The organism is Butyrivibrio sp. VCD2006, from assembly GCF_000423925.1.
Taxonomy (GTDB): Bacteria; Bacillota; Clostridia; order Lachnospirales; family Lachnospiraceae; genus Butyrivibrio.
This window is the reverse complement of sequence record NZ_AUIX01000007.1, coordinates 24,669-38,351: the sequence shown is the minus strand read 5'-3', so window position 1 is coordinate 38,351 and position 13,683 is coordinate 24,669. Positions and strand designations below refer to the sequence as shown.

Annotated in this window: 10 protein-coding genes; 2 read left to right on the top strand and 8 right to left on the bottom strand. The window is 42.9% G+C overall.

The window, feature by feature from the left end; translation table 11 throughout:
- Positions 1–10: 10 nt before the first annotated feature.
- From asnB to G586_RS0104070, 8 genes are all read right to left on the bottom strand, one after another.
- Entirely contained in the window at positions 11–1,903 is a 1,893-nt protein-coding gene (gene asnB / locus G586_RS0104105) for an asparagine synthase (glutamine-hydrolyzing) (protein ID WP_026526694.1), read from the bottom strand.
- 145 nt (positions 1,904–2,048) lie between these two features.
- The gene (locus G586_RS0104100; protein WP_026526693.1) at positions 2,049–2,351 is read right to left on the bottom strand and encodes a hypothetical protein; all 303 of its coding nucleotides are present in this window, start codon (positions 2,349–2,351) and stop codon (positions 2,049–2,051) included.
- A gap of 76 nt (positions 2,352–2,427) precedes the next feature.
- Positions 2,428–3,381: a prephenate dehydratase gene (locus tag G586_RS21695; protein ID WP_051204507.1), complete on the bottom strand. Its 954-nt coding sequence runs from the start codon at positions 3,379–3,381 to the stop codon at positions 2,428–2,430.
- A 132-nt stretch (positions 3,382–3,513) separates the two neighbouring features.
- Positions 3,514–7,080 (bottom strand): transcription-repair coupling factor, encoded by a 3,567-nt coding sequence (gene mfd / locus G586_RS0104090; RefSeq protein WP_026526692.1) that lies wholly within the window; start codon positions 7,078–7,080, stop codon positions 3,514–3,516.
- A 68-nt stretch (positions 7,081–7,148) separates the two neighbouring features.
- Positions 7,149–7,730, bottom strand: a complete 582-nt coding sequence (gene pth, locus G586_RS0104085; RefSeq protein ID WP_026526691.1) for an aminoacyl-tRNA hydrolase — start codon at positions 7,728–7,730, stop codon at positions 7,149–7,151.
- A gap of 175 nt (positions 7,731–7,905) precedes the next feature.
- Positions 7,906–8,226: a septation regulator SpoVG gene (gene spoVG / locus G586_RS21690; RefSeq protein ID WP_051204505.1), complete on the bottom strand. Its 321-nt coding sequence runs from the start codon at positions 8,224–8,226 to the stop codon at positions 7,906–7,908.
- Between the two features lie 39 nt (positions 8,227–8,265).
- Positions 8,266–9,384 carry a glucose-1-phosphate adenylyltransferase subunit GlgD gene (gene glgD, locus G586_RS0104075; protein ID WP_026526690.1) on the bottom strand — a complete coding sequence of 373 codons (1,119 nt, stop codon included), beginning with the start codon at positions 9,382–9,384 and terminating at the stop codon, positions 8,266–8,268.
- Complete coding sequence (locus G586_RS0104070; protein ID WP_026526689.1) at positions 9,384–10,655, bottom strand: glucose-1-phosphate adenylyltransferase; 1,272 nt, start codon at positions 10,653–10,655, stop codon at positions 9,384–9,386. Before G586_RS0104070 ends, glgD begins: the two co-directional genes overlap by 1 nt.
- A 229-nt stretch (positions 10,656–10,884) precedes the next feature.
- Between G586_RS0104070 and murC the strand changes: the two genes are divergently transcribed.
- Together murC and G586_RS0104060 are read left to right on the top strand one after the other, a co-directional pair.
- Positions 10,885–12,270 carry a UDP-N-acetylmuramate--L-alanine ligase gene (murC, locus tag G586_RS0104065; RefSeq protein ID WP_026526688.1) on the top strand — a complete coding sequence of 462 codons (1,386 nt, stop codon included), beginning with the start codon at positions 10,885–10,887 and terminating at the stop codon, positions 12,268–12,270.
- Between the two features lie 323 nt (positions 12,271–12,593).
- Positions 12,594–13,592: a DnaD domain protein gene (locus G586_RS0104060; RefSeq protein WP_051204503.1), complete on the top strand. Its 999-nt coding sequence runs from the start codon at positions 12,594–12,596 to the stop codon at positions 13,590–13,592.
- The last annotated feature ends 91 nt before the right edge of the window (positions 13,593–13,683 follow it).

The following is a 13,683-nucleotide window of genomic DNA, read 5'->3' as shown; positions in this document are numbered from 1 at the left end:
AAAATCCTCTTTATCCTAAATACTCATCCTGATACCACTGCTGGAACATCAGGATGTACCATATCTGAATTCTGTATATACCCTTTTGCGTAAAATCTGTCCAGATTTTCTCCACAACATCAGGGTCAAGTATACCCTGATGCCTGATCTTTTCCTTATTAAGAAGTCCCTCAGCCCAATCACGAAGGTCGCTGTCAAGAAGCCACTTCTCAATCGGTATCGAAAATCCCTTCTTAGGGCGTTCCATCATTTCCTTCGGAACATAGCGGTAGAGGACATCCCTCAGCACCTTCTTCCCGACATTTTCTTTTTCGTCTCGAAGATACTGTATCGGCAGGCTCCATGCAAACTCTACAACATCCTTATCAAGCATCGGAACACGAGTCTCAAGGGCCACCGCCATGGCTGTCCTGTCAACCTTAACAAGGATATCATCCGGATGATATACAAGCATATCCATCAGCATGGTCTGATGATTTACCTCCTCCACAAAACCATTTGGAAGCTCTGTATATTTATAAGGAAGTGTACATCTCTTAAGTGCAATTTTCTTGGTAAGCGGATCGGTCTCATGCTCCATCCTGTGAATATCAACAGGTCCCTCAGCTCCAAGAAGCGTTCCCTTAATTCTGTAAATATCTTTATTTCTAAGAGGAGAATTCAAAACAAGTGCACTTGCAGCCTTCCTTATAGGATAAGGTATTCCGTGCATTTTTCCCCAAATCCTGCTGATAGACTCATAGGATGTATATCCGCAGAACAGCTCATCTCCGCCATCTCCGCTTAGGGATACAGTCACATGATCCCTGGTCATCTTACTTACAAGATATGTGGGAATCTGTGATGAATCAGCAAAAGGTTCAGCAAACATATGAGCCAGATTGGGAATTACCGCCTTGGCATCCTTCTCTGTAATATAAAGCTCCGTGTGCTCAGTTCCAAGATGCTTTGCAATCTCTGCAGCATAGACAGCTTCATTATAGGCCTTATCCTCCATACCGATTGTAAAGGTCTTAACCTTTCCGGGCTCAAGAGACTGCATAAGTGCCACTGTTGTGCTCGAGTCAATTCCGGCTGATAAAAAAGCACCAACAGGAACATCAGCCACCATCTGGCCTTTGATGGACTCCTTAAGAAGCCTTTCCAACTCATCTGCGGCTTCCTTACTGCTTCCTGTGAAGGGATTCTCCTGGCCTCTTTTTGCGGTTTCCTTCATGGACCAGTAGGTATCCCCTTTAGTTGTCAGTGTTTTAAGATCTATCGTAAGGGTTGTTCCTGCCTCAAGCTTGTTGATTCCCTTGTAAATCGTATAGGGTGCGGGAATATATCCCTCAACAAAGTAAATATCAAGAATATCCGTATTTATTTCATTATCAAATCCGTCTACCACGCGAAGGCATCCAAGATCAGATGCAAAGGCAAAAGCCCCGGCTACCATTCCGTAATACACCGGTTTCTCGCCAACTCTATCCCTGGCAAGCGTTACTGTCTGCTTCGTTTTGTCGTAAACAGCAATTCCGAACATACCCTTACACATTGTAAGAGCAGCCTTTATTCCATAGTGTTCGATAGCTTCAAGAAGAACCTCCGTATCAGAACTTCCCCTAAAATCAGATGAAGCGGCAAAGCCATCATCCAAAAGTCTTTTTCTGACATCTGCGTTATTGTAAATTTCTCCGTTATAGACCATCACAAGATTCCCGGAGTGGCTCACCATCGGCTGCGCTCCGTTTTTAGAAAGGTCCACAATAGAAAGGCGCCTGTGCCCAAGCGCCACCTCACCATTTTCACTTATAAAAATTCCGCCGTCGTCCGGTCCTCTGTGAAGCATTCTGTCATTCATCTTCTGAACATTTGCTCTCGCATCACCGGAGAACTTCAAAAGTCCTGCTATTCCACACATACGCAGTTGTCCTCATTCCTACTGTCTGAAACATTTTCCTAAATATTACCATATATTTGTACATAATGAAAAATATATGATTAAAACCATAAAAAATGCAGGGCTGTCTAAAAGACAAAAACCCTGCACAAAATTTCAATATGTTTTAGAGCCTCTTTATCTCGCACTTCTGATTCTCACCATGCCTTATCTCATTTTTCCGGCACCTGAAAACATTACCCTTTGTGATCTCAATTATCTGGCCGCCTTCCGCAGCAAGCGCTGCCTTGACCTGATCATAAAAATCCTTGTAATCATCCTCTGTCATAGACATTACAAAATCATGATGCTGATGATCTGTCGAAATCACGCATGATTTATACATATAGTCATAATGAATTCCATAAAACCTGCAAATCTCATCCTGTACAACATTGTTAGCATTCACACAGTGCATTGCAATATACATAATTTGCGCCCTCCTGCATTGCTAATTATTACTACTTATCATTATATCGGATAAAATCGATAATATCTTAACAGTTTTACAAATTCTCCGCGAAGTTACCAAAAATTCTTATATCAGTGACTGTACACATAAGTGCCTCGATCACCCTGTTCATGTCCTCCATCATAAGGTCCCCGGTAAACTCAGCAAAAAACATATACTGCCATCTCTGCTCCGGAATCGGACGGGACTCAAGTCTTACAAGGTTTAGTCCATAGATTCTGAAAACAGTAAGAGCTTCATGAAGTGCTCCGGCCTTATGCTCGGTTCTGAAGCTTATACAAATCTTATCTCTGCCCTCTCTGAGTTCCATTCTCGGCGATACAACAACAAACCTTGTAGTATTAGTTCTGTTTGTGTTGATACCTTCCTTAATAATCTTAAGTCCATAGATCTCCGCTGCACGTGAGGAACATATTGCAGCCTTTGTCTTATCTCCCAGTTCTGCCACCATTCTGGCACTTCCTGCAGTGTCCGCCTGCGGAATTCTCTCCCAGTCTCTGTGTTCATTCAGAAACTGCTCACATTGGAAAATGCCCTGCTCGTGGGAAAAGACTGTCTTAATATCGGATATATCCGCATCAGGAAGAACCATCAGACTGTGCTTAACTCTTACCGTAGTTTCTCCCACCATGTAGCACTTATACTGAGCAAGCAGATCATACACCTGTCTTATCGCACCGGTAGAAGAATTCTCGATTGGTAAAACAGCATAATCTGCCGCGCCACTTCTTATAGCCTCAAAAGTGTCCTCAAAATGTACCAGTCCCTCGCTATTGACATCTTTTCCAAAAAAATCAATGGCAGCCATCTCACTGTATGCACCGGGCTCTCCCTGATAAACCACCTTGGGATTTTCAATGGGAGTTCTGACATTTGCAAGTGCACTGTCCAGCGGCTCGCACGCACCCTCACTCTCTCCAAGCTTTCTCTCAACACGCTCACGGAGCTGTGTAATATATTTCTCGTTTATGATCTGTATTTCGTCCATATAGCCCTCATTCCCTCATCCGGTCCTTCGGACCACTTGTCTTCGCTCCGCTTCGGTCCGCGCAAAACCAACGTCCCCCGGACGTTGTGCGCCCCCCAAGAGGAAGACTGAGAGTTTTTCTCCTCCATCAATTCAAATATCTGCAAGTACTTCCATCTTCTCCACAATCTCCTCCACATCCTGAAGCAACTGTCTCTCAGCCTGCTTGGAATTATTATCCTTCACATACTTATAAAGAAACAACGGGTAGGATGCCGGCCTGAAGGTTATCTTTCCTTCACAGCTCTCTATAAAAGCCGGAATATTCTCAGCTTTAAGTCTTGCATTGTTGTTCATCTTTATTGCGATTTCACCATTGCCACCCTTGATCTCAAGAATGTAAAGCGAATGAGCCTTCTCTCTGACAAGTGATATTCTGATAAGGTTATCAACAGATTCCGGCAGATCACCGAAGCGGTCTTTAAGCTCATCTCTCATATCATCTCTGTCGCCCTCGTTCTCAATACCGGCAATTCTCTTGTAAATCTCGAGCTTCTGCTCCTCATTAACAATGTATTCACTCGGAATGAATGCGTCCACATCAATATCCACACTGGTTGAAAAGTCCTCAAGAAGCTCATCCTTCTCTTCACCCTTCTTACGCCTTACTGCTTCACCGAGCATCTTGCAATACAGGTCGTATCCGACCGAAGCCATGTGTCCGGACTGACTTTTTCCAAGCATGTTTCCGGCACCTCTTATCTCAAGATCTCTCATGGCAATTTTAAAGCCGGAACCAAGATCCGTAAACTCTCGAATTGCAGAAAGTCTCTTTTCAGCAACTTCCCTGAGCATCTTGTTCCTCTTATACATAAGGAACGCATAAGCGGTTCTGTTTGATCTTCCGACACGTCCTCTAAGCTGATAGAGCTGTGAGAGTCCCATCTGATCGGAGTCATGGATGATCATGGTATTTGCATTTGAGATATCAAGTCCGGTCTCGATGATTGTTGTTGATACAAGAACATTTATCTCGCCATCGATAAAGTCATACATTATCTTCTCAAGCTCTGATTCCTTCATCTGCCCATGGGCAAACGACACATTGACCTCCGGCACGAGCTTCTGTATTCTTGCCGCTACATCCGCTATATCATTTACTCTGTTGTAGACATAGTAAACCTGCCCGCCTCTGGAAACCTCTCTCGCAATAGCTTCGCGAACCATCTCATCATTGTACTCACACACAAAGGTCTGAATAGGCTGCCTGTCCATAGGCGCCTCTTCAAGCACGCTCATATCCCTTATTCCTACAAGCGACATATGGAGAGTCCTGGGAATCGGTGTTGCCGACAGCGTAAGTACATCCACGTTTTCTTTGAGTTTCTTTATTTTTTCTTTATGTGTAACTCCGAATCTCTGCTCCTCATCTACAACAAGAAGTCCTAAGTCCTTATAAACAACATCCTTTGACAAAAGTCTGTGTGTTCCAATGACCACATCCACGAGGCCCTTCCTGAGATCCTCCACTGTTTTCTTCTGCTCGGAGGCCGTCCTGAATCTCGACATCATATCAACTCTTACAGGAAAATCCTTCATTCTCTCTGTAAAGGTATTGTAATGCTGCTGAGCCAAAATCGTAGTAGGAACAAGTATCGCAACCTGTTTTCCATCCTGAACCGCTTTAAAAGCAGCTCGTATTGCTATCTCAGTCTTACCAAAGCCCACATCTCCGCAGATCAGTCTGTCCATGATACGATCGGATTCCATATCCGCCTTGGTATCTGCAATTGCAGCAAGCTGATCCTCCGTCTCATCAAAAGGAAACGCCTCCTCGAACTCCTGCTGCCAGACTGTGTCAGTACTGAACTGATGCCCACTGCTGTTCTGTCTCTTCGCATAGAGCTCCACGAGATCATCAGCAATCTCCTCAACAGCCGTCCTTACCTTATTCTTGGTTCGTTTCCAGTCGCCTGTACCAAGCTTGTTGAGCTTGGGCTTTCTGGCTTTACCATCTCCGGTATCACCACTTGCATATTTCTGTATTACATTAAGTCCCGTCGCAAGAACGTAAAGATTACCCCCGTCAGCGTAGCTGATCTTGATATAATCTCTTACAACCTTGTCGGTCTCTATCTTCTCAATTCCCTTGTAGATTCCAAGGCCGTGGTCCTCATGTACCACGTAATCTCCTACTGTAAGATCCGAGAATCCAGAAATCTTCTCACCACTATATTTGGACTTTGAATGCTTTCTCTTTTTCTTTTTATGTTCAGTGAAAATATCACTTTCAGAGATAACTGCAAATTTGAGGTCAGTGTACTCAAACCCTTTGAGGATTCTTCCGTAGTAGGTCATTATCTCGCCGGATTGAAGTTCGCGCATGGGATTTTCACTATAAAAAGCCGTAACGCTCTGATCTCGCAGATCCTCTACGATTCTCTTGGCTCTTGTTCTGGATCCCGAGAGAATAAGTACCCTGTATCCTTTTTTCACAAATCCCTTCAGATCATGCACAAGGGATTCAAAGCTGTTGTTATAAGGCGCAATACTTCTTGCATGCACTTCCGTACTGATCTCGGGTTCAAAATCATTTAATCCCTTTGGAGCAGCAAGAGCAGATAACATAACGCGTCTCGTGCTCTTCATTCTGGCGATACACTCTTCCTTGGAATATAGCAGATCCATCTGAGACGGCAGCGCATAACCATTCTCGGATCTGTGGATCATACTCTCTCTGAACTCTGTCTCCACAGCTGATGCATGCTCAAGTACATGCAGCGGCTCATCTATAAAAATACAGGATTTACCTGCAGGAAACAGTTCCATGAAGGTAACTGTTTCATCATAGAAATATCTGATGTAGCTCTCAAGGTTAACCTCAAGCTCAAGCTCCGTCAGCTCCTCCTTTAGCTCTTCAAAGGAGGTCTTTATGCGATGAGCGGCCTCAGTCTTGAATTCTTCACGAAGCTTTTCATATACATGCTTCGTTTCAGCTTCCATCTTCTTTAAGCCCTGCTTTTTTTCATCATCCGTAAGAATGATCTCCGCTGCAGGATAAATCTCAATAGACTCCAGCTTATCAATTGATCTCTGAGTCATGATATCAAAGCTTCTGATGTGCTCGACTTCATCACCCCAAAGCTCTATTCTGTAGGGGTTCTCTTCCGTAAGATCAAATACGTCAATTATATCTCCGCGCACCGAAAACTCACCCGGAGCACCTACCTGATAAACTCTGTTATAACCAATCCTGGTCAGAGTCTTTGCGACCTCTCGTTCGTTAACTGGCTTTCTTTTATCAATCTTGAGAATATTATTTTTAATTATGTCTATCGGAATCTGTGGTGTCATCAGACTTGAAAAAGTTGTAACCACAGTAACCGGTCGTCCTTCTATCAGACGTCTTAAACAACGTATTCTCTCTTTTACAATCTCGTTTGAATGGACATCTGCCTGATAAAAAATCAGGTCCTTTGCTGGATAGACAGTGACATTTCGGTCATAGAATCTGTAGTCCTCATATATCTCCTTAACGCGAAGATCACTATATGTGACAATTATCCTATACTTAAAGTCCTGTGCAAGGCCATTAATAAAGTGCAGCTTCTGGGAGTCCATACATCCCGAAACCTCAGCACATGCAAAAGGCTTTTCAAGATACTTATTAAGTTTTTGGAAAGCCTCCAGTTCTTGCAGAGGCGCTTCGATTGCTCTCATATAATCCTCATCCGTCTGCTTTGCAGACACTCTTCTCCTGCCTGTAAAAAGCGACTATTACTTCTTAATCATTCTGCATCAGGCTTCACACCGTTCCATTTGTTCATGGCTGCATTTACATCTTCTTCCATGATTACACGCACAGCATCCGCAGCGTGATCCATCGCATCTTTCATGTATGCTACATCCTGCTTATCAAAGTGGCCCAAAACCCAATCCGCAAGATCTATCCTTGGCGGTTTTTTACCTACACCCACACGTACACGGGCAAACTCATCATGACCGAGCTGTGCGATGATATTCTTAAGTCCGTTATGTCCACCGGCACTTCCTCCGGGACGAACTCTGATCCGACCGGGATCAAGCTCCACATCGTCAGAAATTACGATAAGCTCCGTCTTGGTGTCTATCTTAAAATAATCCGCAACAGGCCTTACCGATTCTCCGCTTAGATTCATATACGTCAGGGGCTTTAACAGAATGACTTTCTCATTTCCGATCCTGCCCTTACCATACATACCCTTAAACTTCATCTCTGTGAGATCAATATCATACTTTTCCGACAGAACATCTATTACGCCAAATCCGACATTATGCCTTGTCGCGTTATATTTCTTCTCGGGATTACCGAGTCCTACTATCAAATACATTATTTACTACCTCAATAAAAACAACATTCCCCTGCAAATTCTTGTATGCATATGTAAATGAAAAAGGGGACTGACGCTATTTTTGCGTCACTCCCCACATCATATCACATTCTTCAGAACCGAGGAAATGCTTACATTTCCGAATCCTGCTTTAGAAATTCAAAAATCAGTATGATCAGAATAAGCTTCCTACACCTGCAGGAGCCGCCTCAGTATCAGCAGGTCTTGAGTCAATCACCTCGTCGGATGCCTCATCATAAGCCTTAAGAATGGTATCCTGAAGCAATCTTCTCGTGTCTGAATTAATTGGATGAGCGATATCACGATACTCTCCATCGACTGACTTTTTGCTGGGCATTGCAATAAAAAGACCCTTATCGCCTTCGATCACTTTGATATCATGAACCACAAATTCATTATCAATAGTGATTGAAACGATGGCACGCATTTTTCCCTGCTTTGCTACTTTTCTGACACGAACATCTGTAATATTCATCCTGTTTGTCCCCCTTTTAGAAATGTAAAAAATGAATACTTAGATTACATACCTCTCATTGTTCTCTACTACTATTTTTATATCATTTTCTCCCTTATAATAGGAGTTCGCCTGGATTGTTCCATGGCTCTCAACGATACAATTCTCAATGTGCGTATTATCTCCGATATAAACATCATTCAAAATGATTGAATTCTTGATGTAGCAGTTGTTACCGATGAATGCACCTTTAAATACAACTGAGTCCTCAACCATTCCGTTTATAATGCAGCCACTGGAGATAAGGCTGTTTGATACTTTAACTCCCACGTTGTACTTAGCAGGAGGAAGATCAACTACTTTTGTATAAACACCCGGATACTCATTAAAGAAGTAATTCCTTACCTCCGGCTTAAGGAAATCCATGTTTGTGCGGAAGTAATCCTCTACGGAAGCGATGTTATTCCAATAAGTCTTAAGCTTGTAACCATAGATTCGTTTCATATCCTTGTAACGTACAAGAATATCTCTTACAAAATCGAATCTCTCCTCTGTCTGAGCCTTCTCTATAAGCTCAATGAGCTGGCGTCTCCTGATAACATATATACCGCAGGAAATGGTATTGGATCTTGCCACAACAGGCTTCTCCTCAAACTCCTCAATTCGGCTCTCCTCATTCATGCGAATGGTTCCGAATCTCTCGGTATCAATATCAGCGGGTACATCCTTACAAACAACTGTGATATCTGCCTGCTTCTCAATGTGATACTCAAGAAGCTTATTATAATCCATCTTATATACACAGTCGCCTGATGTGATGACCACATAGGGTTCATGACAGCTCTTTAAAAAGCTGAGATTCTGTGCAATAGCATCGGCTGTTCCTCTGTACCACAGATTACCGTTAGCCTTTGCTGCAGGAGTGAAAACATATAAACCACCCTGCTTACGTCCGAAATCCCACCACTTGGATGACGAAAGATGTGTATTCAGACTTCCGGCATTATACTGTGTAAAAACAGCCACCGTCTGAATGTGGGAGTTCGTCATATTGCTTAATGCAAAATCAATACTTCTGTAAAAACCGGCCACAGGCATAGCGCAAACTGCTCTGCTCTTTGAAAGCTCATGCATGCGGTTACTGCCACCACCGGCAAGAATAATTCCAATCGCTCTCACTACCTATCACCTGCCTTATCCAATGTTTTTCCGCTATCCAGCACTCCGCCCGGATAGTCCTTTTCGGTAGTTACACCGGAGATCATTGTGTTCTTTCCAACAGATACACCACTAGGTACAACAGATTTCTCTCCGATAGTTACGATTCCGTCTCTGTAAATTCCGGGCTTGGTTTCATTCTGAACCTCCTCGCCCTCACCGAGCCTTACATTATTACCAATGTCAACATGCTCGGCTATTACAGCCTTTTCAATATTACAATTCTCGCCTATAGTGGTTCCGTTCATTATGATGGAATGACTTACAACAGTACCTCTTCCAATCTTAACTCCGCATCCTATTACGGAATTATGAACCTCACCATATATCTCAGAGCCCTCGCCAATGATGCTTCTTGATGTTGAACTCTCAGGTCCGAGATACTGCGGCGGCTGAACCTCATTCCTGGTATAAATCTTCCAATACTCCTCATAGAGATTGAATTCAGGAACGATATCTATAAGCTCCATATTAGCTTCCCAGTAGGATGTAAGTGTTCCGACATCCTTCCAGTAACCGTCAAATTCATATGCATAAAGGGACTGACCCTTCTCTTTACAATAAGGAATAATATGTTTACCGAAATCAAGGCCCGGCTGATCCTGATTTGTAATAAGAGCTTCCTTCAATGATTCCCATGAGAAAATATAGATACCCATTGAAGCAAGGTTTGATCTGGGCTTCTCGGGTTTCTCCTCAAAGTCCACGATTTTCCTGTCCTCATCGGTGATCATGATACCGAATCTGCTTGCCTCCTCAATCGGCACAGGCATAACCGCAATTGTAACATCGGCACCATTAGCCTTATGGAAATCAAGCATGGTCTCATAATCCATCTTGTAGATGTGATCTCCCGAGAGAATAAGTACATAATCCGGGTTATAGTTCTCCATATACTCAAGGTTCTGGAAAATTGCATTCGCAGTACCGGTGTACCATTCACTGTTTGCGCTCTTCTCATAAGGAGGCAAAATGGACACACCGCCGATATTACGGTCCAGATCCCACGGAATACCAATTCCGATATGCGAATTAAGACGCAGCGGTCTGTACTGTGTAAGCACGCCCACTGTATCTACACCCGAATTAATGCAATTGCTGAGTGGAAAATCAATGATACGGTATTTACCGCCAAATGAAACTGCCGGTTTTGCCATTTTACTAGTCAGTACGCCAAGTCTACTACCTTGACCGCCCGCGAGCAACATGGCAATCATCTCTTTTTTTATCATGTTAAGACCTCGTTGTCACAAAAAATATAGTTCCCGCGGTCTAATGTGGTTATCCCCCACATAAACCACCATTAAAAGTATATCATACTAATTCTGCAAAGTGAACGAATTTGAAAAAAAGTGATGCTATTTTTCTACATATTATTAAGTATTTTGTGTCCGGAACTAATTTTGACATCGTACAAGCTTAGTATTAATATTTATGAAAAGACAAAGAAAGGCGGACATTATGTATCAGATAAGCTTTGATAATCCAATAAATGTTTATTTCATAGGAATCGGCGGCATCTCCATGAGCGGACTTGCAATGGTTCTTGCTGACAGAAAGTTTAATGTCAGAGGTTCCGACAGAACCGCTTCAGATGTAACAGCCTCTCTCGAGGAAGCCGGAATAACAGTTCATATAGGAGAAGACGCAGCAAATCTTGACAAAGGTCCAAAGCCTGATCTTGTTGTTTACACTGCTGCTATTCATCCCGATAACCCTGAATTTGTAAAGGTAAAGGAATTGGGAATTCCCATGCTGACAAGAGCTGAGCTTCTTGGCCAGATCATGACTCACTACTATCTGCCCATCGCAGTTTCAGGAACGCACGGCAAGACAACAACAACTGCCATGGTTTCCAAGATTCTTCTTGAAAACAATATGGATCCCACAATTTCCATTGGCGGTATCTTAAAGGACATCGGCGGCAATATTCGCATCGGTGCTTCTAAATATTTTGTAACTGAGGCTTGCGAATACACAAACAGCTTCCTGAGCTTCTTCCCGGGCGTAGGAATCATTCTTAATGTAGACGCCGATCATCTTGATTTCTTTAAAGACCTTGATGACATAAGAAACTCTTTTCATAAGTTCGCAGCTCTCATACCTGAGAACGGAACACTTGTTATAAATGGAGAGATTCCTAACCTTACAGAACTGACATCAGATCTCAAATGCAAAATAAAGACCTATGGTTTCTCTGATGAGTTCGACTATTATCCTTCAGATATTTCATATGATAATTTTGGTAACGCTTCTTTCACTATTAATAGAAAGAACGGTTCATCCTTTGCCGTAAGCCTCATGGTTCCCGGCAAGCACAATATCGGAAATGCGCTGGCTGCTGCCGCTACCGCTGATGTATTTGATATTCCGGAGAAGGAAATTGCCGGCGGCTTATCTTCCTTCACAGGAACAGGCAGACGTTTTGAGTACAGAGGAACAGTAGACGGCCTCACAATTATTGATGACTATGCACATCATCCTACAGAGATTGCTGCCACCTTGAGCGCTGCCAAGAATTATCCTCACAAAAGACTCTGGGTTGTCTTCCAGCCTCACACCTTTACAAGGACCAAGGCTCTTATGGATGAATTTGCAAATGCGCTTCTTCCTGCAGACAAACTGATTATTGCTGATATTTACGCCGCACGAGAGAATGACAATCTTGGCATCAGCTCAAGAACACTTAAGGAAAAGATTGAATCCCTGGGACATGAATGCTACTATTTTCCGTCCTTTGACGAAATTGAAAAATTTCTTTTGCAAAATTGCACGAAGGATGACATGTTGATAACCATGGGGGCAGGGAATGTTGTAAATATCGCAAATGACCTTTTAGGACTCTAATTGTCCACCCTATCCACTTCTATCTTATGCAATTTAATCGAAAATATATGTGGATAACATCCGCTGAAGTCATTTGGCTATGGCCTCTTGATTCAGCGGATTTTATAAATTTTTCATAAAATAATCCACGTTATCCACATTGTCCACAATTTTACGAAACGGATTAAGCCCAGTATCCACCTGACTTTTCTTCGGCATTTTTCCCATTTTCACTAATTGTTCTTCGGTGTATAATTCAAAACGAATTAACGGATTAGAGAAAAAAATGAAAAAAGTGGGTGAAGCAACAAATGATGGGGCGAGTAACGATCAATCAAAGTTCTATGATGTCAACGACATCACTTTCCAATATTTTTATAGATGAATATCTGGCAGACGCAAATGATGCGCAGGTGAAGGTGTACCTTTATCTGCTGAGAATGATGTGTTCAGGCATGGCCACCAGCGTCAGTGACCTTGCAGATAAATTTAACTACACAGAAAAGGACGTTCAGCGCGCCCTTACATACTGGGAGACACAGGGTCTTATCTCTCTTGAGCTCGATGGCTCAGGTCAGCTTGTTGGAATACATATGCAGGACATTTTCCCCAAGAAGACCTCCAAGATAACACCTCTTCACACTGTCCATACAACAGAGAACGAAGTACAGCCCAAGTACTCTGTAGTGAAGAAGCAGCCTGAGAAAAAGGTCTCTCACAAAGATAACCCTCAAATGCTTTTCGTGGCTGAGCAATATTTCGGAAGAACACTTAATCCCTCAGAGATCAAGACTATTTACTACATTCAGGATGATCTTGAGTTTTCCGAGGATCTTCTGGACTACCTTCTCCAGCACTGTGCAAGCAAGGGCAAGACAGATTTCGATTATGTCCGCAAAGTCGCTATGGCATGGCATGACAAAGGAATCACTTCTCCCCAGCAGGCAAGTCTTGAGAACTCAGCCACGAGAACCGCATATCAGATAATGAAGGAACTGGGAATGCAGAATGCTCCCACACCTGCAGAGCTTCAATACTTTGACCGTTGGCAGGATGAATATGGATTTCCGCTCACAATTATTACGGAAGCCTGTAGACGTACTGTTCTGCAGACACAGGTTAAGCGTATTCAATATTGTGACGGCATACTGAAAAGTTGGTTCAAGGCAGGCGTTAAAACTTTAAATGACGTCAAGAACCTTGACTCCACATTTGGAAAAGAAACTTCCAGAAAAACGGTCTCAGTAAAAGCCGACTCCGTAAAAACCAATAATCGTTTCCATCAGTTCAAGCAGAATGACTACGATTTGACAAGTTTAGAAAATCAGTTACTGGACAACTGATTTACTATATGGGAGGAATGTTTTTATACCTTTTTTTGAGGGGCAGGCTAATCACATTAGCCTTCTCCCTCTTAGGGAGGGTGTCGGCTGG

Coding starts and splice junctions, on each gene's coding strand:
- G586_RS21695 (WP_051204507.1), bottom strand. CDS start 3,381: ATGGACGAAATACAGATCATAAACGAGAAATATATTACACAGCTCCGT.
- G586_RS0104060 (WP_051204503.1), top strand. CDS start 12,594: ATGATGTCAACGACATCACTTTCCAATATTTTTATAGATGAATATCTG.
- G586_RS0104070 (WP_026526689.1), bottom strand. CDS start 10,655: ATGATAAAAAAAGAGATGATTGCCATGTTGCTCGCGGGCGGTCAAGGT.
- pth (WP_026526691.1), bottom strand. CDS start 7,730: ATGTATTTGATAGTAGGACTCGGTAATCCCGAGAAGAAATATAACGCG.
- murC (WP_026526688.1), top strand. CDS start 10,885: ATGTATCAGATAAGCTTTGATAATCCAATAAATGTTTATTTCATAGGA.
- mfd (WP_026526692.1), bottom strand. CDS start 7,080: ATGAGAGCAATCGAAGCGCCTCTGCAAGAACTGGAGGCTTTCCAAAAA.
- asnB (WP_026526694.1), bottom strand. CDS start 1,903: ATGTGTGGAATAGCAGGACTTTTGAAGTTCTCCGGTGATGCGAGAGCA.
- G586_RS0104100 (WP_026526693.1), bottom strand. CDS start 2,351: ATGTATATTGCAATGCACTGTGTGAATGCTAACAATGTTGTACAGGAT.
- spoVG (WP_051204505.1), bottom strand. CDS start 8,226: ATGAATATTACAGATGTTCGTGTCAGAAAAGTAGCAAAGCAGGGAAAA.